This window comes from Exiguobacterium sp. s149, from assembly GCF_018618395.1.
Lineage (GTDB): Bacteria > Bacillota > Bacilli > Exiguobacteriales > Exiguobacteriaceae > Exiguobacterium > Exiguobacterium chiriqhucha.
Map to the genome: position 1 here is coordinate 310,824 of NZ_JACSLZ010000002.1, position 19,063 is coordinate 329,886.

16 protein-coding genes are annotated in these 19,063 nt (G+C 48.8%); 8 read left to right on the forward strand and 8 right to left on the reverse strand.

The features are described 5' to 3' along the window. Positions 1–34 precede the first annotated feature (34 nt). The 4 genes from noc to mnmE all read right to left on the reverse strand — a co-directional run bounded on the left by noc (position 35) and on the right by mnmE (position 4,995). Positions 35–913: a nucleoid occlusion protein gene (gene noc, locus KNP81_RS04820; RefSeq protein ID WP_214718808.1), complete on the reverse strand. Its 879-nt coding sequence runs from the start codon at positions 911–913 to the stop codon at positions 35–37. Positions 914–992: 79 nt separating this feature from the next. Further along, positions 993–1,709 (reverse strand): 16S rRNA (guanine(527)-N(7))-methyltransferase RsmG, encoded by a 717-nt coding sequence (gene rsmG, locus KNP81_RS04825; protein ID WP_214718810.1) that lies wholly within the window; start codon positions 1,707–1,709, stop codon positions 993–995. Between the two features lie 4 nt (positions 1,710–1,713). After that, positions 1,714–3,600: a tRNA uridine-5-carboxymethylaminomethyl(34) synthesis enzyme MnmG gene (mnmG, locus tag KNP81_RS04830; RefSeq protein WP_214718811.1), complete on the reverse strand. Its 1,887-nt coding sequence runs from the start codon at positions 3,598–3,600 to the stop codon at positions 1,714–1,716. 15 nt (positions 3,601–3,615) lie between these two features. Beyond that, entirely contained in the window at positions 3,616–4,995 is a 1,380-nt protein-coding gene (gene mnmE / locus KNP81_RS04835) for a tRNA uridine-5-carboxymethylaminomethyl(34) synthesis GTPase MnmE (RefSeq protein WP_021067853.1), read from the reverse strand. Between the two features lie 170 nt (positions 4,996–5,165). On the opposite strand from mnmE, the gene KNP81_RS04840 reads away from it, so the two are divergent. Further along, positions 5,166–5,918, forward strand: a complete 753-nt coding sequence (locus KNP81_RS04840; RefSeq protein WP_214718813.1) for a nucleotidyltransferase domain-containing protein — start codon at positions 5,166–5,168, stop codon at positions 5,916–5,918. A 16-nt stretch (positions 5,919–5,934) separates the two neighbouring features. On the opposite strand, the gene KNP81_RS04845 is transcribed toward KNP81_RS04840, so the two are convergent. From KNP81_RS04845 to rpmH, 4 genes are all read right to left on the reverse strand, one after another. Beyond that, positions 5,935–6,477, reverse strand: coding sequence for an HdeD family acid-resistance protein (locus KNP81_RS04845; protein ID WP_214718815.1), 543 nt, complete (start codon positions 6,475–6,477; stop codon positions 5,935–5,937). A gap of 121 nt (positions 6,478–6,598) precedes the next feature. Further along, positions 6,599–7,459: a membrane protein insertase YidC gene (gene yidC, locus KNP81_RS04850; RefSeq protein WP_214718816.1), complete on the reverse strand. Its 861-nt coding sequence runs from the start codon at positions 7,457–7,459 to the stop codon at positions 6,599–6,601. A 102-nt stretch (positions 7,460–7,561) separates the two neighbouring features. Continuing rightward, positions 7,562–7,915 (reverse strand): ribonuclease P protein component, encoded by a 354-nt coding sequence (gene rnpA / locus KNP81_RS04855; RefSeq protein WP_214718819.1) that lies wholly within the window; start codon positions 7,913–7,915, stop codon positions 7,562–7,564. Between the two features lie 167 nt (positions 7,916–8,082). Continuing rightward, positions 8,083–8,217, reverse strand: a complete 135-nt coding sequence (gene rpmH, locus KNP81_RS04860) for a 50S ribosomal protein L34 (RefSeq protein ID WP_015880216.1) — start codon at positions 8,215–8,217, stop codon at positions 8,083–8,085. 771 nt (positions 8,218–8,988) lie between these two features. On the opposite strand from rpmH, the gene dnaA reads away from it, so the two are divergent. From dnaA to KNP81_RS04895, 7 genes are all read left to right on the forward strand, one after another. After that, on the forward strand, positions 8,989–10,362 hold the full coding sequence (dnaA, locus tag KNP81_RS04865) for a chromosomal replication initiator protein DnaA (protein WP_214718821.1): 1,374 nt from the start codon (positions 8,989–8,991) through the stop codon (positions 10,360–10,362). Positions 10,363–10,558: 196 nt separating this feature from the next. Further along, a complete protein-coding gene (gene dnaN / locus KNP81_RS04870) occupies positions 10,559–11,698 on the forward strand; it encodes a DNA polymerase III subunit beta (protein ID WP_021067846.1) in 1,140 nt (379 codons plus the stop codon). Positions 11,699–11,833: 135 nt separating this feature from the next. Further along, positions 11,834–12,049 (forward strand): S4 domain-containing protein YaaA, encoded by a 216-nt coding sequence (gene yaaA, locus KNP81_RS04875; protein ID WP_128123800.1) that lies wholly within the window; start codon positions 11,834–11,836, stop codon positions 12,047–12,049. Between the two features lies 1 nt (position 12,050). Beyond that, positions 12,051–13,169: a DNA replication/repair protein RecF gene (gene recF, locus KNP81_RS04880; RefSeq protein WP_021067844.1), complete on the forward strand. Its 1,119-nt coding sequence runs from the start codon at positions 12,051–12,053 to the stop codon at positions 13,167–13,169. Between the two features lie 54 nt (positions 13,170–13,223). Continuing rightward, entirely contained in the window at positions 13,224–15,152 is a 1,929-nt protein-coding gene (gene gyrB / locus KNP81_RS04885) for a DNA topoisomerase (ATP-hydrolyzing) subunit B (protein ID WP_021067843.1), read from the forward strand. Positions 15,153–15,174: 22 nt separating this feature from the next. Continuing rightward, positions 15,175–17,745 (forward strand): DNA gyrase subunit A, encoded by a 2,571-nt coding sequence (gene gyrA / locus KNP81_RS04890; RefSeq protein WP_214718823.1) that lies wholly within the window; start codon positions 15,175–15,177, stop codon positions 17,743–17,745. A gap of 62 nt (positions 17,746–17,807) precedes the next feature. Further along, positions 17,808–18,797, forward strand: coding sequence for an HD-GYP domain-containing protein (locus tag KNP81_RS04895; protein ID WP_214718825.1), 990 nt, complete (start codon positions 17,808–17,810; stop codon positions 18,795–18,797). The last annotated feature ends 266 nt before the right edge of the window (positions 18,798–19,063 follow it).

Sequence of the window (19,063 nt, forward strand, 5' to 3'; positions counted from 1 at the left end):
CCTGCTGACTGATAGCTATAAAAAAAGCACAGGCTCACTTTTGTGGCCGTGCTTTCGGGATTCGAATCCGAATTTCAACAAATTCGTCTTCTTCGACTTCCTCGGTCTGGACTTCAATCCCGGACTTCCCGATCAAACTGACCGAGTCCCGGATTGTATTGAGGGCGATTCGCGTATCTCTGGCGAAACTTTTCGTCCGACGGCGCTGCTTTTTCGGTTTCCGCTTCTCTTCTTCAATCGGTGTCGTCAAGAAGGCGACGCGTTCTTCCGTCTCTTTGACGTTAAAGTCCTGTTCTAAAATCTCCATGAGCACTTGGAGCTGCAGACCTTCCTCTTTTAGCGGCAAGAGCGCCCGAGCGTGACGTTCATTGATTTGGCGGTCACGCAAACATTGCTTGACGTCGTTCGGCAATTTCAACAGGCGTAGTTTATTGGCAATCGTCGACTGGCTCTTCCCGAGACTCTTCGCGAGCGCGTCTTGCGTCAGACCTTTCATGGCGAGTAGACGGCCGTATGCCTCCGCTTCCTCAATCGGACTGAGCTGTTCCCGCTGCAAATTCTCAATCAAGGCTAAAGCGGCAGTCGTATCGTCATCCATGTCCCGAACGATGGCCGGAATGACAGACCATCCAAGCGATTTGACAGCGCGGAAGCGGCGTTCCCCTGCGATAATCTCGTAGCGCCCCTCTTCTGCTTTCCGAACGACGATCGGTTGCAAGAGACCATGCTCGTCAATCGTAACGGCCAATTCTTCAATTTTAGCCGGCTCGAATACTTTACGCGGTTGATAACGGTTCGGGAGAAGCAACGATAACGCGATTTCTTGAACCGCATCATTCGGTTTGACCTCTGCGATTTCTGTAACCGCCACTTCTGGACGACTTCCGAACAGTTTAGCAAATGTTTTCTTCAACGTCGGCACCCCTCTATGTAAAAAATAAGCAGATTCCACTACCGGAATCTGCTTTTAGTTTCACGTGAAACACGATTACTCAGATTAGCGGCTCTTTCGCCGGGGTACCCGCTTTACGTGGATATTTCCCAGGCGTTTTTCGTAATTTATCTACAATTACGATATTACGCTCACTCATCTCTCCTGGCAATAGGAACTGGTGTGTCGTTTTTACTTTCCCACCGAGCACGGCCAAGGCGTTTTTCGCGTCGACCAGCTCGTCGGAAACTTTCGCCGCTTTGAGCGCTACGAACGTTCCGCCGACTTTTGCGAGCGGTAAACAGTACTCGGCGAGCACCGTCATCCGGGCAACCGCACGGGCGGTTACGACATCAAATTGCTCACGAAATTTTTTATTTTTTCCAAACTCTTCGGCGCGTCCATGATGGAACGCGACACCTTCTAACCCGAGCGCGAGCGCGAGTTCGTTCAAGAACGTGATTCGCTTGTTAAGCGAGTCGATAATCGTCACGTGAAGGTGCGGGAATAGAATTTTGAGCGGCAAACTCGGGAATCCAGCCCCGGCACCAACGTCACATACGGTTTCGACGTTTGTGAAATCGAAATGGAACGACGCGCTGAGCGAATCATAGAAATGCTTCAAATACACTTCTTCCTTGTCCGTGATCGCCGTCAAATTCATTTTTTCATTCCACTCGACGAGCATCTCGAAATAGCGTTCAAATTGAGCGAGTTGCTTCTCGCTCAATTCAAATCCTTCTGCCTGCAACGCCTCAATAAATTGGGATTGGTTCATCGTTTCACTCCACTGTCGCGTATTGTCCTTGCTCGATATAGACAAGAAGGATCGAGACGTCCGCCGGGTTTACCCCGGAAATACGTGACGCTTGTCCAATCGAGAGCGGACGAACTTGTTTTAGTTTTTGTTTCGCTTCCGTCGCAAGACCACCGATTGCATCGTAATCGAGTTTCTCTGGAATCCGTTTTTCTTCCATCCGACGCATCTTCTCGACTTGCTCGAGCTGCTTCGAGATGTAGCCTTCGTATTTCACTTGAATCTCGACTTGCTCCGCCACTTCGAACGGCACTTCGATCGGAGCCGGTGCAATGCGCATGAGCGTCGCATACGTCACTTCAGGACGCTTCAAGAGGATGTTGGCATGCGTCGCTTCTTTGAGCGGATTCGCACCGACTTCTTCGAGCACATCGTTCACGTCAGCGGACGGTTTGATGACGAGTCCGTTGAGACGCTTCACTTCTGCCGCGATCGCGACTCGTTTATCTTCAAGGTGGGCATGACGCTCTGGTGACAATAAACCGACCTCGTGACCGATGTCGCTCAAACGAAGGTCCGCATTGTCGTGACGCAAAAGCAACCGATATTCGGCACGTGATGTGAGCAAACGATAAGGCTCGTTCGTCCCTTTCGTCACAAGGTCGTCAATCAAGACACCGATATACGCCTGTGAGCGGTCCAAGATGACCGGCTCTTTGCCGAGCACTTGGCATGCGGCGTTGATTCCGGCCATGATGCCTTGTCCGGCCGCTTCTTCATAGCCGCTCGTCCCATTGATTTGACCTGCCGTGAACAATCCGCCAACCGTCTTCGTCTCGAGTGTCGGCCAAAGTTGCGTCGGTACGACTGCATCGTACTCAATCGCGTATCCAGGGCGCATCATCTCTGAGTTCTCAAGCCCCGGAATCGTCCGGAGCATTTGATGCTGAACGTCTTCCGGCATACTCGTCGAGAAGCCTTGCACGTAAATTTCTTCCGTGTCGCGACCTTCTGGCTCGAGGAAGATTTGGTGACGCGGTTTATCGTTGAACCGGACGACTTTATCTTCAATCGATGGGCAGTAACGCGGGCCCGTCCCTTTGATGGCACCTGAGTACATCGGCGAACGATGCAAGTTCTCATCAATCAATTGGTGTGTCCGCTCGCTCGTGTAGGTGAGCCAGCACGGGATTTGCTCAATCGGGTCAAGGTCTTTCGATGTGTAGGAGAAGAGCGACGGATTGTCGTCCCCTGGTTGAATCTCCGTCTTCGAGTAATCGATCGTCTTGCCGTCGATGCGTGGCGGTGTCCCCGTTTTGAAACGAACGAGTTCGAGCCCGAGCTCTTCTAAATGCTTCGACAATTCGACCGAAGGCATCTGGTTGTTCGGACCGCTCTCATACGACAATTCGCCGATGATAATTTGACCGCGCATAAACGTACCGGTCGTGACGATGACCGCTTTCGAGCGGTACTCCGAACCAGTATTCGTGACGACGCCGGCGACTTTTCCGTCTTCGATGAGAAGTCGTTCGACGAGCGCTTGACGAAGCAATAGGTTCGGTTCGTCTTCAAGCACTTTCTTCATATGATTTTGGTATTGGAATTTGTCCGCTTGCGCCCGTAATGCGCGCACTGCTGGACCTTTTGATGTGTTGAGCATCTTCATTTGAATGTACGTCGCATCAATCGCCTTCGCCATTTCGCCGCCAAGGGCATCGATTTCGCGAACGACAATCCCTTTCGCGGGACCACCGATCGATGGGTTGCAGTACATGAATCCGACCATATCCGGATTCATCGTGAGCATCGCCGTTTTCGCGCCCATGCGCGCCGAAGCCAGTGCGGCCTCGATTCCCGCATGACCGGCTCCGATGACGATGACATCAAACTCGCCTGCCGTGTAAGCCATAGTTGTTCCTCCTTATTATTTCCCAAGACAAAACTGTGAAAAGAGTTGATCAATCAAACTTTCTTGAACGGTGTCCCCGTTGATTTCGCCGAGCGTATCCCACGCCCGCCGTAAATCGATTTGGACCATATCAATCGGCAAATTCATGGCGGCGCTTCCGAGCGCCTCATCGATTTGTTCGATCGTCCGTTTGATGAGCTGAATGTGTCGTGCGTTCGAGATATATGTCATATCCTGTGATTCGACGCCTTTAGCGAAGAACAAGTTCGAGATCGCCTTTTCCAATGCGTCGATTCCCTCTTCTAATAAGAGAGACGTCGCCACGATCGGGCGACCTGCCGCTAGTTTCTCCAGCTTAGAAGAATCCATACTTTGTGGCAAGTCCGTCTTATTGATGATGATGATCGCATTCATACCAGCAATCGCCTCAAATAAGGCCTCATCCTCGACAGTCAGACCTTCATGCCCGTTCAAGACGAGCAAAATCAAGTCAGCGCCCGCGAGCGCCTTGCGCGATTTCTCGACACCAATCCGCTCTACGATATCTTCCGTCTCCCGAATCCCTGCCGTATCAATCAATTTGAGCGGAACGCCTTTGACGTTCACATACTCTTCAATCGTATCGCGCGTCGTTCCGGCGATTTCCGTGACGATCGCTTTCGTCTCTTGTACGAGCGTGTTCATGAGCGAAGATTTGCCGACGTTCGGCCGACCGATAATCGCTGTCGCGAGCCCCTCTCGTAAAATTTTTCCTTGTCGCGCCGTCTCAAGCAACTGCTCGAGCACGCGTTTCACTTCGCCCGCCTTGTCTTCGACAATGGCCTGGGTCATCTCTTCGGCGTCGTATTCCGGATAGTCGATATTGACCTCGACCGCCGCAATCGTCTCAAGCAACAGTTGACGCAACTCGCGGACGAGCCGTGACAAACGTCCTTCCATCTGAGACATGGCAACGTTCATGGCCCGATCCGTTTTGGCACGAATCAAATCCATGACGGCCTCGGCTTGCGACAAATCGATTCGTCCATTCAAAAAGGCGCGTTTCGTGAACTCGCCCGGTTCTGCCAAGCGGATGTCCGGTTGTTCAAGAATCAGTTCGAGGACACGATTGACCGCGACGATTCCTCCGTGGCAATTGATTTCGACGACGTCTTCTCGCGTGAACGTCTTCGGTGCGCGCATGATGCTCACCATGACTTCATCGACGACCTCGTCCGTGCCAGGACGTTTCAATTTTCCGTAATGGATCGTATGTGACTCCACTTTCGTCAAATCTTTTCCCGAAAAAACACGGCCCACCGTCTCGACGGCGCGGTCACCGGACAAGCGGACGATTCCGATTGCCCCTTCACCCATCGGCGTCGAAATCGCCGTAATCGTGTCAAACTCTAGCATCATCTTTCCCTCCCATACTTCTTACTACTTCCTCTATCTTATGCATAACGCACCTACTATACACGATATTTGTCTCGAACGAAAGCGTCCGACCTCTCGAGCCACGGTTGCATTTTAAGGAATTACTTTAGTACAATAAAGGAATATATTTCCATGGAGGACGTGATGAAATGCGACAGCAAGATGCCATCGCCACATTGACTAACAGCCTCATCTCCGATGGGGGCGTGCAGGCCATTTTCTTGAAAGGATCGTTCGGGCGTGATGAAGCGGACGAACATTCTGACGTCGACTTGTACGTCATGGTCGCCCCTGAAAACATGAACGAGTTCTTGGCGCGCCGCCGCGACCATCTGGCCACATATCGCCCGATTCTGCTCGAGGATGAAATCGATATCGTAGCCCCGCAACTGATTGTCGTCTATGATGATTTCTTGCATCTCGATTTCTTCACGGTGACAGCGGACACGTTGAACCATCAAGACACAATTACGGTGCTGTATGATCCGGAACACCGACTGCAACATCACTCGAGTTCGCTCACCTTGTCGAATGAAGACTTAAGCGGACACGTGTTTGATGCGATTTGGTTCTTTTTCCAATATACGAAAGCCCGTGACCGCGGCAACGATGTCTGGGCCGTCGAGATGCTTCGGCAAGGCATGAGTCATTTCGCCTATACACTCGCCGCTCACTACGAACCCGAACGGGCCGCACTCGGGTTGAAAGACGTGGCCGCCCGGCAGCGGATTGAAATCCGGACCTTTTATGAAGCGTTGACACCCGACCATCATGCGACAGCCGCTCGATGGTATATCTCCCGTCTCGAAGCCGAGCGTCCCTTCTTCGAGACGACCGTTGCGTTCGAAGTGATTCGTCCGTTTTTCGATCGGCTCGTCATCCGTGAAAAAAGCCGCTCCTAATGTGAGCGGCTTTCGTTTATGCTTGCTGGCGTCTCGAGGAACGGAGCGTGAAATAGAGCATCCATTCGATCACGCCGACGGCGATGAGAAAACCGCCGAACAATTGGAACAAGACGAGCAGGCTGTCAAACGGATTCGCCAACATGAGTAGGCCAATCCCAATCCACAATAGACTGCTCAGCATGAAGTACATCCACCGATTGGCGATGGTCCGGCGAAATCCGACGGCTTGAATCAACCGGATTATGCCACCAAACAAGAATAAGGCGCCGATAAAAATCGGGAGCAGACTTGCCAACGTTTCAGCGAAGAAAAAGACGATTAAAGCGATCAATAAATAGATGATTCCCATAAAGAAACCGGCTGGGAGTCCGTTTCGTTTGTGCCGCAACCCTTGAACGATGGCGACGAGACCGATGATGGCAAAGTAAGCCGCGACCAAATAGACGATCGCATCAAAAAAGATGCGTGGATACAAGATGATGAGTAACCCGATTACCACGTAAAGCGCCGCTTGAATGAACGTCGACCGTTCCAACCGTTTGATGAGCGTCTCCATATGAAAGACCCCCTTTCTGATTCGACGATTTCGACCACTGCTTTGTTTATTCCCGGATTTCGGGTTAATCTATCCCGAACGACAAAAAAGGCTGTGGATTGGTTATCCACAGCCTTAGAGTTTATTTACGTTTTTTCTTTTTTGCCTTTTTTTCTTCTTCTGCGAGTACGGCACGTTCTGCTTCTTTCGCCGCGATTTTCGCTTCAGCTTGAACTTTCATCTTCTCACGCATCGGGAGCATGATTGCCATCGTCACGATAATCGAGATGATGTAACCGACGACCCAGTACATCGAAAGGGCGGCTGGAAGCGTGATCGACATGACGAAGATCATCACTGGGAAGATGTAGAGCATCATTTTCAATTGTGGGTTTTGTTCTTGGCCCGCCATTGAGATTTTTTGCTGTGCATACGTCAAAATCGCTGCCAGAATCGGCAAGATGAACGTTGGATCTGGTGCCCCGAGGTCGAACCAGAGGAACTGTGCTTCAAAGATTTCAGGTGTCCGACGGATCGCATCATAGAACGCGAACAAAATCGGCATTTGGATCAAGATTGGCAAACAGCCCGCGAGCGGGTTGATTTGGTACTCTTGATACATTTTCATCATTTCTTCTTGCAGTTTACGTTGCGTCTCTTGGTCTTTCGAGCTGTACTTCTCACGCAGCTTGAGCATCTCTGGCTGCAAGACTTGCATCGCACCCATACTCTTCGTCTGCTTGATCATAAGCGGTAAAATCAAGAGGCGGACGATAATCGTCGCGACGATGATCGAGTAACCGTACTGCCACGTCCCACCAATTAAGTAAGCCGCTTCTTTCAACAACCATGCTAGTGGCCAAACAAAGTATTGCGACCAGAAGCCTTCCGTCTCAGCCGTAATCGGCTCTCCTTGGATCGTCGATGGGTCGACACAGCCAGCCATCAACATGATGACGCCGGTCATGACAGCCAACAATCCTAATTTTAGCTTTTTGCTCATAGTTCCCCCTACGCTTTCTTTATCGATTCTTTTGTTTCATCACACGTCTATCGGTCAATCCTAATTAGTTCGCGTTATATATGAAAGAACGAGCTCGGATTGTTATGATCGATCGACTTGTCTCTGCTTCCAAACTTTAGCCCGTTTGAATGCGTGTTTCAAGCTTTCCGTCACTTCATCTTGCGTAAGCGACGTCGCTGGTTTGCGCGCAATGATGACATAATTGTGCGGAGCCACGTTCGGTTCGAGCAAGCGAAGCGATTCACGCATCAATCGTTTCATCCGGTTCCGTTCCACGGCATTTCCCAGCTTTTTGCTGACCGAAAGTCCGACCCGGAAGTGCGCTTGATTCGCTTTTTGCGTGTAGACGACAAACTGACGATTGGCCACGGAGCGTCCTTCACGAAACACCGCTTGGAACTCTTCATTCTTTTGCAGGCGGTATTCTTTTTTCAAAATTCTCACTCCATCCTTCGCTTCAAAAATCGTCAACTAACATCATACCATATCCCATTCATTTCAACGAGAGTGAATCAGCTTTTTCCGTCCGTTTGTGTGAGTTCTGTGACGATATAAAAAAAGATTGCCCAAGGAGGATTCCTCGGGCAATCTCATGATCTGTATTAGACAGTCAAGGCTTTGCGGCCTTTACGACGGCGAGCTGCAAGAATGTTGCGGCCGTTTTTAGTCGCCATGCGTGCACGGAATCCGTGGACTTTCTTACGCTTACGGTTGTTAGGATTGAAAGTTGGTTTCATTGTTAAAGCACCTCCTCAAGGTTAACGCTCTATTAGCAAGTTATAGTTTCATTTAAGGCAGTCTTTAAGATTATATAAACTGTTGTCTAGATTGTCAATGAGTTTTCGCCAGGTTTTCAATTAGGATGAAATCCTTCGGAGAGGGAAGGGACGATCACCTCAGGATGGCATGATTTAGAAGAAACGGAAGCAATGAATCAAATAGAGAATTAACAATCCGCCAGTAACTTTTTTACAAATAGCTGTCTAAAGCCATTTTATCCACATATCCCGATAGTTATCCACACTTATATGTGAATAACTCCTCTTCTTTCAACAATTTTATGATTCCATTTTTTAATTTTTCATTTTCTTCTCTTGAAAAAATATTCTCCACAATTCCTTCTTCCTCTTTTGTGTATAACTTTTCTATCTCTATCTTACCTTACTTCTAATTATCCACAACATATCCACAGTTTATCCACACCATACACAGCATGTGGATAACTACCTGTGGATTCTTTTTGCAGTCTGTGGATAAATATCAAAAACCGTTGCCACGTCTATTTTATTTTGATAAACTGAATGTGCACAAACTTGTGGATGAACTTTTAGCAATTCCAAGATATACACAGGCTGTGGATAACTGTTATCCCCAACACTAACACCATGTGGATAACTTTATCCACAGTTTTTGTTCTCTGGGGATAACCCTATTATCTACTATAGAATAGTGTATGTGTATATCGTGTGAATAAGTTTCGCCAACATGTGAGTAAAGGAGGTCTTTCATTGAAGAATGCTCGCGAGATTTGGAGAAATGTTTTATCTCTGATTGAGGAAGAGGAACGAACACCAAAAGCCAGCTTTGATATGTGGTTGAAATCAACAGAAGGAATTTCGTTGATGGGGACGACACTCGTCGTGTCCGCGCCAGCCAGTTTCATTGTGACTTGGCTTGAGCGTCAGTACTTGTCATTGTTACAAGATACAATTGAAGAAGTAACGAACAACAAGCTTGAGATTCATTTTATCGAGGAATCACAAGCACACAAGTATGCACCTGCGGATGGATCGAAAGAGACGATTGCTGCCACAGAAATGAAAGAACAGCCGCTTCCAGTACTACCAAAAGAGGAAGGGAACCTCGGACAGCTGAATGACAAGTACATTTTTGAGACGTTTGTCATCGGGTCGGGGAACCGATTTGCTCACGCTGCCTCGCTCGCTGTCGCAGAAGCACCGGCGCGCGCCTATAATCCGCTCTTCATTTATGGAGGAGTCGGGCTCGGCAAGACGCATTTGATGCATGCGATTGGTCATTACGTGAAAGGGCAGAAGCCTGGCGCACGAATCGCTTACGTATCATCTGAAAAGTTCACGAATGAGTTCATCAACTCGATTCGTGACAATAAGACAGAAGAATTCCGCAACCGCTATCGGAACATCGATGTCCTCTTGATTGATGACATTCAGTTCCTAGCCGGGAAAGAACAGACACAGGAAGAGTTTTTCCACACGTTCAATGCGCTTCATAACGATCAGAAACAGATTGTGATTTCGAGTGACCGACCTCCTAAAGAGATTCCGACGCTTGAAGATCGTCTTCGTTCGCGGTTCGAATGGGGTCTTATCACTGACATCACACCGCCTGACCTTGAAACGCGGATTGCCATCTTACGCAAGAAAGCGACGGCAGAAGGGCTTGATATTGCGAACGACGTCATGCTGTATATCGCCAATCAAATCGATACGAACATTCGTGAACTCGAAGGGGCGTTGACGCGCGTCGTGGCCTACGCCAAGCTCGTCGGTCGTCCGATTGACCCGGATGTCGCTGCTGAAGCGTTGCACAACATCATGCCGGTCCAAGAAGCGAAGAAAATTGTCATTCGGGACATTCAAGAAATCGTGGGCCGTCATTTTAATATTGAAGTTGAGGAACTGAAGGCGAAGAAACGAACGAAGACGCTCGCATTCCCACGTCAAATCGCGATGTATTTATCACGTGAGATGACGGAAAGCTCGCTTCCTAAAATCGGGGAAGAGTTCGGTGGACGCGATCACACGACAGTGATTCACGCTCATGAGAAAATTAGTACATTGCTCAAGCACGATCCGGAGATGCAAGAGACGATTCAGACGTTAAAGAAAGCATTGTCATAAACACTTCGATTTCGTTGTGGATATCCTGTGGATAAACCCACATAGTTATCCACAAGTTATTCACAGGCAGAATAGCTCAATACCAGTGGTTGAAGTGACTTATCCCCAGTATCCACAGCCCTTATTACTATTATGACTTAAATAATACTATTATTATTAACTATATGACTTAGTTCACTTAGGAGGAATTATCCACATGCATTTAACGATTCAGCGAGATGTATTCATGCAAGCCGTACAAGATGTATCAAAAGCTGTTGCTTCCCGAACGACGATTCCAATCCTCACAGGATTAAAGCTTGAAGCCCATGCCGATGGGTTGACGCTCACAGGTAGCGATACGGAAATTTCAATCGAACGCTTAATCCCGATTGAAGAAGGCGGAATCGAACTCATTCAAATTCAACGAGCAGGTAGCGTCGTGCTCAATGCACGTTTCCTCGGTGAAATCGTTAAAAAGTTGCCGACGAATGAAGTGACACTTGAAGTGTCTCCGAACTTCATGACACGAATCGAATCGGGACAGGCCGAGTTCCATTTGAACGGACTCGATCCAGATGAATACCCGCGCCTGCCTGAACTATCAAGCGAGCGTCGTTTCTACTTACCGGCCGATTTATTGAAGACGATTATCCGTCAAACGAGCTTCGCTGTTTCCGGACAAGAGACACGTCCTGTGTTGACAGGGGTCAACTTCTCTGCCGAAAAAGGATTCTTGACGTGTGTCGCCACGGATAGCCACCGTCTAGCACTTCGCCGGGCACGGTTTGAGACAGACAACGATTTGACGTTCCAAAATGTCGTCGTTCCGGGTCGCTCATTGAACGAACTCGCAAAATTGCTTGATCGGGAAGAGTTGCCAGTCGAAATCGTGTTGACGGACCAACAAATCTTGTTCCGCTTGAAAAACATCTCGTTCTTCTCACGTCTACTCGACGGGGCATACCCAGATACATCACGCTTGATTCCGGAAGAATACCGGACAGCGGTCCGCATGAACGCGAAGGACTTCCTCCAAGCTATCGATCGTGCGTCATTGCTTGCACGCGCTGATCGCAATAACGTCATCAAGTTTGTCGCTGAAGAAGCGACGACGGTCGAAGTCTCCTCTCATTCTCCAGAAGTCGGGAAAGTGTCAGAGCGCGTCAGCATCCTGTCGCTTGAAGGAGAAGAGTTAAAAATTTCATTCAACTCGAAATTTGTCATGGATGCGCTTCGTGCGCTTGATGCTTCAGAAATCGAAATCCAGTTCACGGGTTCGATGCGTCCGTTCATCTTGCGTCCGGTCGAGCAAGATAGCGTCCTACAGTTGATCTTGCCAGTCCGCACGTCTTAAGTCAGACTGAGCAGATTCGGGGATGATGAGGTGTTTCACCTTGTCATCCCCATTTTTGCCTTATTCGACGTTTTTCGATAAACTAATAAGTATGGCGATTTTTTGTACTAAGTATGAAAGAAAGGAAGTGACGACATGAAAAAAGTGTCGATTACAACCGAGTATGTAACGCTCGGACAATTTTTGAAGTTGGCTGATATCATTTCAAGCGGAGGCCAAGCGAAGTTCTTCTTAGAGGACATTCAAGTGAAAGTGAACGGTGAGATTGATCAACGTCGCGGACGCAAACTACGCGATGGGGACACGATTGAGGTCGAAGGTTTCGGAGACTTCCAAATCGAGGGTAACTAACGTGCATTTAAAGTCGATCCGATTGCAAAACTACCGCAACTACGAAACCCTCGAGCTAGATTTTTCAGAACAGACGAACGTTCTCATTGGTGAGAATGCCCAAGGGAAAACGAATCTGCTCGAATCGATTTACGTACTTGCGCTCGCAAAGTCACATCGGACGACGCAAGACCGTGAACTGATCGGCTGGGAGGCGGATGCAGCGATGGTCGAGGGACGGATTCATAAACGGACCGGGGAGACGGTCCAGTCGCTCACGTTTTCACCGAAAGGGAAGAAAGCGAAATTGAACCACCTCGAACAACGCCGCCTCAGCGATTATGTCGGCGCTTTTAACGTCGTGCTGTTCGCACCCGAAGACCTTGCCATCGTCAAAGGTAGCCCGCAAGGACGACGACGGTTTTTAGATATGGAAATCGGGCAAGTGAGTCCTGTCTATTTACATGAATTGAATCAGTATTTGAAGACACTGAAGCAACGGAACGCCTTGTTGAAGCAACTGTCCATCAAAGGCGGGGATGAGACGCTACTAGAGGTGCTCACCGATCAAATGATTGAGCTTGCCGTGAAAATCGTTTCGCGACGTCATCATTTTATCGATCAGCTTGAAAAATGGGCGGGACCCATCCATTCCGGCATCACACGTGACTTGGAGACACTGACGATTCAATACGTATCGGATACATTCCAAAAAGAACGTTACCCAAAAGAGGCGATGTTTGAAACGTATCGACAAAAGTTTGATAAAATAAGAGAGAACGAACGAAGACGAGGCGTGACGTTATTTGGTCCGCATCGAGATGACTTTGAATTGTATGTCAACAATCGCAACGTCCAAACGTTCGGTTCACAAGGCCAGCAACGTACAGCGGCTTTGTCTTTAAAGTTAGCGGAGATTGAACTGATCCACGAAGAGGTCGGAGAATATCCATTGCTTTTGTTAGATGACGTGTTATCTGAATTAGACGACCATCGCCAAACCCATCTGCTCGACACGATGGGCCAAAAAGTCCAAACCATTATCACGACGACCAACATTGATGGCATCGCTCACGAAACGATTCAACAAGCGAAGGTGTTTCACGTGAAACAAGGCGAAGTTGAAACGGAATCTGTATAACGTAAGACCAATCCATATGAACACCAATTCATGTATAGTAGGTGAACAAAACCGATGAGTAACGAAAACGAAAAACAAATGCAAGATTATGGTGCTGATCAGATTCAAGTGCTTGAAGGGTTAGAAGCCGTTCGTAAACGCCCGGGGATGTATATCGGTTCAACGAGCTCACGAGGACTCCACCACTTGGTATGGGAAATCGTCGACAACTCGATTGATGAAGCGCTCGCCGGACACTGTGACACGATCACGATGACAGTAGAACCAGGCAACTCGATTGTTGTCGAAGATAACGGACGCGGGATTCCAGTCGATGTTCAAAAGAAAACGGGCCGTCCTGCCGTCGAAGTCATCTTCACCGTCCTTCACGCCGGAGGTAAGTTTGGCGGCGGCGGATACAAAGTTTCAGGCGGTCTGCACGGTGTCGGTGCCTCGGTCGTCAACGCGTTGTCGACGAAGCTTGAAGTGTTCGTCCGTCGTAACGGCAACGTCTACTATCAGTCATTCAAACGCGGTGTCCCACAAGGCGAACTTGAAATCGTCGGTACGACCGATACGACTGGTACAACTGTCCGTTTCTTCCCGGATGGGGATATCTTCGAAGAGACGCTCGAATATGACTTTGATTTACTCGCCACACGTTTGCGCGAACTTGCCTTCCTGAATAAAGGACTCCGCATCGTCGCCAAAGACGAGCGCAGCGATGAGACGATTGAACGCAATTATCACTACGAGGGTGGAATCAAGTCATACGTTGAACATTTGAACCGCTCGAAAGCCTCAATCCACGACGAGCCTGTCTACGTACATGGCACGAAGGATGGAATTGAAGTCGAGATTGCGCTTCAGTACAACGAAGGATTTGCGAGCAACATCTATTCATTCACGAACAATATTCCGACCCATGAGGGCGGAACGCACGAGACTGGATTTAAAACGGCGCTCACACGTTCAATCAACGACTATGCAAAACGCTTCGGTCTCATGAAAGAGGCTGATGGTAGCTTGTCAGGGGATGACGTACGTGAAGGATTGACGGCGATTGTCTCGGTCAAACACCCGTCACCACAGTTCGAAGGGCAGACGAAGACGAAACTTGGTAACGCAGATGCACGTACAGCCACAGACTCGCTCTTCACAGACACGTTCGAGCAATTCTTGCTTGAAAATCCATCTGTCGGTCGATTGATCGTCGACAAAGGCTTAATGGCGGCCCGTGCCCGTCTCGCAGCGAAACGTGCTCGTGAGATGACACGCCGTAAAGGGATCCTTGAAGTCAGTTCATTGCCTGGGAAACTAGCCGACTGTTCATCGAAAGATGCATCGAAGTCTGAACTGTACATCGTTGAGGGTGACTCGGCCGGCGGTTCAGCGAAATCAGGTCGCGATCGTCACTTCCAAGCGATTTTGCCAATCCGAGGTAAAATCATCAACGTCGAAAAAGCGAGACTTGATAAGATTTTAGCCAACCAAGAAGTACGTACGATTATTACAGCGCTCGGGACAGGGATTGCGGAAGAGTTCGATCTCGGGAAGGCTCGTTATCATAAGTTAATTATCATGACCGATGCCGACGTCGATGGAGCCCACATTCGTACACTGCTCTTGACGTTCTTCTATCGCTACATGCGTCCGCTCGTCGAGAGCGGGTATGTCTATATCGCGCAACCACCACTTTACGGCTTGAAGCACGGGAAAGACGTTACTTACGTGCAGAACGACCGTGAATTGCAAGAAGCGATTAAACAGCTTCCGGAGAATGCTCGTTACAGCGTACAGCGTTACAAAGGTCTAGGTGAGATGGACCCTGAACAGCTGTGGAGCACGACGATGAATCCAGAGACACGCTCGATGCTTCGTGTCGACCTTCAAGACGCCATTGAGGCGGATGAGATCTTTGAGACGCTCATGGGTGACAATGTCGAGCCGCGACGTGATTTCATCCAATCACATGCGCATTACGTGAAAAACCTCGATATTTAAAAAGAAGGGTAGGCAATAACGAATGGCAGAACAAGAAAATATCAAGGATATAAATATTAGCCAAGAGATGCGCACCTCGTTCATGGACTATGCGATGAGCGTTATCGTGTCACGTGCCCTCCCAGACGTACGCGACGGTCTGAAACCGGTTCACCGTCGTATCCTATATGCGATGAACGAACTTGGAATTCGTGCTGACAAGCCCCATAAAAAATCGGCCCGTGTGGTCGGTGACGTTATCGGTAAGTATCACCCGCACGGTGACTCTGCCGTTTACGAGACGATGGTTCGGATGGCGCAAGATTTCAGTTATCGTTATGAACTCGTCGATGGTCACGGAAACTTCGGATCGGTCGATGGAGACTCTGCCGCAGCGATGCGTTATACAGAAGCACGTATGTCGAAAATCGCGATGGAACTCGTCCGTGATATCGGCAAAAACACGATTGATTACCAACCGAACTTTGACGGAGAAGAGAAAGAACCGGTCGTCATGCCAGCCCGGTTCCCGAACTTCTTGGTCAACGGGACGAGCGGAATCGCGGTCGGGATGGCCACGAACGTACCGCCGCATAACTTGAACGAAGTCATTGACGGTGTTCTTGCGTTGACGCATAACCCGGATATCACCATCTCCGAGTTGATGCAGCATATCCCGGGGCCTGACTTCCCGACAGCCGGCGAAATTTTAGGACGTAGCGGAATTCGCCGCGCCTATGAGACTGGTCGTGGATCAATCACGATGCGGGCCAAAGCTGAAATCGAAGTGTTGAAAAATGGTCGTGAACGGATTCTCGTTCATGAAATCCCATATCAAGTGAACAAAGCACGCCTCGTCGAAAAGATTGCCGATTTGGTACGCGACAAGAAAATCGAAGGCATCACTGATCTTCGCGACGAGTCGGATCGTAACGGGATGCGTGTCGTCATTGAAGTACGCCGCGATGCGAATGCCAGTGTCATTTTGAACAACTTGTATAAACAAACGCCAATGCAAACGACGTTTGGGGTCAACATGCTCGCCCTCGTTGGGGGACGACCGAAGACGCTAAACTTGAAGCAAGCGATTTATTACTACATCGAGCACCAAAAAGAAGTCGTCCGTCGTCGGACGCAGTTCGATCTTGACAAGGCCGAGGCCCGTGCACATATCCTCGAAGGATTGCGCGTTGCCCTCGATCACTTGGATGAAGTCATCGCCATCATCCGCAGCACGCGGACCGGTGACGAGGCCCGTGAGAAATTGATTGCCCGTTTCGGGTTATCGACCGAGCAGACGCAAGCGATTCTCGATATGCGTCTTCAACGTTTGACTGGACTTGAGCGTGAGAAAATCGAAGGCGAGTATCGCGAGATTCGCGCCTTGATTGAAGAGTTGCGTGCCATCTTAGGCGACGAAGAACTCTTGCTTCAAATCATTCGCAACGAGTTGACAGAAATCAAAGAGCGTTACGGCGATGCACGTCGGACAGTCATCCGTACGGATATCATCGAGCTTGAAGATGAAGACTTGATTCCAGTTCGCGACATGATGATCACGCTCACGAGCGAAGGTTATATCAAATCAATCCCAAGCGACTCGTATCGTACACAACGCAGAGGCGGACGAGGCAAGCAAGGGATGGGTACGAATGACGAGGACTTCGTATTACGTCTCTTGTCAGCTTCGACGCATGATACGATCCTATTCTTCACGAACTTCGGTCGCGTCTTCCGCTTGAAAGGGTATGAAATCCCAGAGATGAGCCGGACTGCGAAAGGGATGCCGATTATTAACTTGCTACAAGTCGATAAAGGCGAAAAAGTCGAGACGATGATTCCGGTCGACTTCAATAGCTACTTGGCAGACAAAGCCATCGTTGAGGATGGAAGTGAAGATTCGGAAGCTGAAGTGGCAGACGAGCAGTTGTCGCTCGTGTTTATCACGAAGCAAGGACTCGTCAAACGTTCACCGCTCTCGGCTTACGCCCGCATCAATAAAAACGGACTTCGTGCCATTAGCTTGAATGATACGGACGAATTGGTTACTGTCCGTCTTGCGAAGAGCGATGACGAAATGTTAATTGTGACGCGTGAAGGGATGTCGATTCGCTTCCCGCTTGCGAGTGAAGTACGGTCGATGGGCCGTACCGCCCGAGGTGTCCGTGCGATTCGTCTGAAGAAGGATGACGATCAAGTCGTTTCGATGGAAATCGTACGCCCGACGCAAGACGTATTGATTATCACGGAAAAAGGCTATGGCAAACGAACGCCGATGGAGCAATTCCGCACACAAGGTCGAGGTGGTTCTGGAATTATCGGAATCAAGACTGACCGCGGTACCGTCGTCGGTATGCGAGTCGTGGATGAGGACGACGATATCATGCTCATGACCGAGCTCGGTGTCGCCATTCGAATCGATTCACAGACGATTTCGCAAATGGGTCGCAGTACGCGCGGTGTGAAAGTGATGAACATCGAAGACGGCGATCGTTTGGCTACAATTGCCAAATTGAAAAAAGATGAGCTACAAGAGGAATCAGCAGATGAGATGGAGAATGGATTTGATGGTGAAGCACCAGAAACCGACCTATCGTCTGAAGTGACCGAATAAGGCGAAACAGGTCGAGCGGAGCTTCCGTTCGACCTGTTTTCATACGATTAGGAGGGATAACCATGCGACTCGCTATTTCAAACGTGCACGTAGGTATGACGCTCTTAACATCTGTTTCTTCATTAGAGGCAGGGATTAGACTGACGAACGAACATTTACGTTTGCTCCGCTTTTTGAAAGTTGAGGCGATTGAAGTCGCTCCGGTAGAACGCCGTCCCTTTACACATGAGGAAGAACGCGACTTATGCGAAAAAATTCTTCAGTATGAACGTCACTATAATCAATGGGAAGAACGGATATCACCGAACCCATATGAGGCTCTTGAATTTATTCATCAGTTATTTCGCCAAGACTACCCACTATCAGCAATCGTCACGTTTTTCACGAACCAACCGTTACGTAAAAATCATGTGATTCATCATGCGATTTATCGGGCGCTCGTCGCAAAAACGTTATCGAAATATCGGGGGGACGAACATCGGCTTCAGTTTGACTATGGAATCGCTTCTTATTTCGCTGATACCAGTTACGCTAAAATTCGCAAATGGTCACATATGCGCTATTTTACAAAAATGGAACGTGAGCTCTTGTATCAACATCCACTCGTATCGATGGCGATGTTACCTGAAGATCAGACATTGCGACAGCGTGTCGGTAAATTAGTGGCAGAGCATCATGAGCGGCTCGATGGATCGGGCTTCCCAAACCGTCTCGAAGAGCGAGCGCTTCATCCGGCCTCTCCTCTATTTATCGTGGCAGATCGTTTTTGTCAGTTGACGGCACCGCGAACATTTCGAGCTGCACTCACTCCGGAAGAAGCTTACTTCTATATGTGGCAAAATGAAGCGTACGATGGAGAGGCGCTCACACTGTTAGCTACGTTACTCGGCTTTTATGAAGTGGGTCGAACCGTTTTGTTGAGTAGTGGGGTTCGTGGGAAGATTCATCATTATACACCGAGTGTCGAACAACCGATTGTCGTATCAGAACCGACGCAAGAAACGTATGATTTAACTCGTTTAGACGAAGTGCGAATCATCGCATTTCAATAATAGAAAGTGTGTTCCTTCTATATAGTGCAAAGAAGGAGCACACTGCTTTTTTATTCTTTTAAAATATTTTATTTTTATAGTTGACGAAAGAGAATGCAGGTGCTATTATAAATGAGTCGCTAAGAGCGGCAGACGAACTTTGAAAACTGAACGATGAGGCAAAAAAGTTTTACAATGTTTGAATGAAGCGCAAGCTTCGTCATTTTTAAAGAGCTATATCAAATTCTTTGGAGAGTTTGATCCTGGCTCAGGACGAACGCTGGCGG

Bases quoted from the DNA above. Each gene is read 5' to 3' on its own strand.
- gyrB (WP_021067843.1), top strand. From the start codon at position 13,224: ATGAGTAACGAAAACGAAAAACAAATGCAAGATTATGGTGCTGATCAG.
- mnmE (WP_021067853.1), bottom strand. From the start codon at position 4,995: ATGCTAGAGTTTGACACGATTACGGCGATTTCGACGCCGATGGGTGAA.
- gyrA (WP_214718823.1), top strand. From the start codon at position 15,175: ATGGCAGAACAAGAAAATATCAAGGATATAAATATTAGCCAAGAGATG.
- dnaN (WP_021067846.1), top strand. From the start codon at position 10,559: ATGCATTTAACGATTCAGCGAGATGTATTCATGCAAGCCGTACAAGAT.
- yidC (WP_214718816.1), bottom strand. From the start codon at position 7,459: ATGAGCAAAAAGCTAAAATTAGGATTGTTGGCTGTCATGACCGGCGTC.
- KNP81_RS04840 (WP_214718813.1), top strand. From the start codon at position 5,166: ATGCGACAGCAAGATGCCATCGCCACATTGACTAACAGCCTCATCTCC.
- rsmG (WP_214718810.1), bottom strand. From the start codon at position 1,709: ATGAACCAATCCCAATTTATTGAGGCGTTGCAGGCAGAAGGATTTGAA.
- yaaA (WP_128123800.1), top strand. From the start codon at position 11,834: ATGAAAAAAGTGTCGATTACAACCGAGTATGTAACGCTCGGACAATTT.
- KNP81_RS04895 (WP_214718825.1), top strand. From the start codon at position 17,808: ATGCGACTCGCTATTTCAAACGTGCACGTAGGTATGACGCTCTTAACA.
- rpmH (WP_015880216.1), bottom strand. From the start codon at position 8,217: ATGAAACCAACTTTCAATCCTAACAACCGTAAGCGTAAGAAAGTCCAC.
- KNP81_RS04845 (WP_214718815.1), bottom strand. From the start codon at position 6,477: ATGGAGACGCTCATCAAACGGTTGGAACGGTCGACGTTCATTCAAGCG.
- mnmG (WP_214718811.1), bottom strand. From the start codon at position 3,600: ATGGCTTACACGGCAGGCGAGTTTGATGTCATCGTCATCGGAGCCGGT.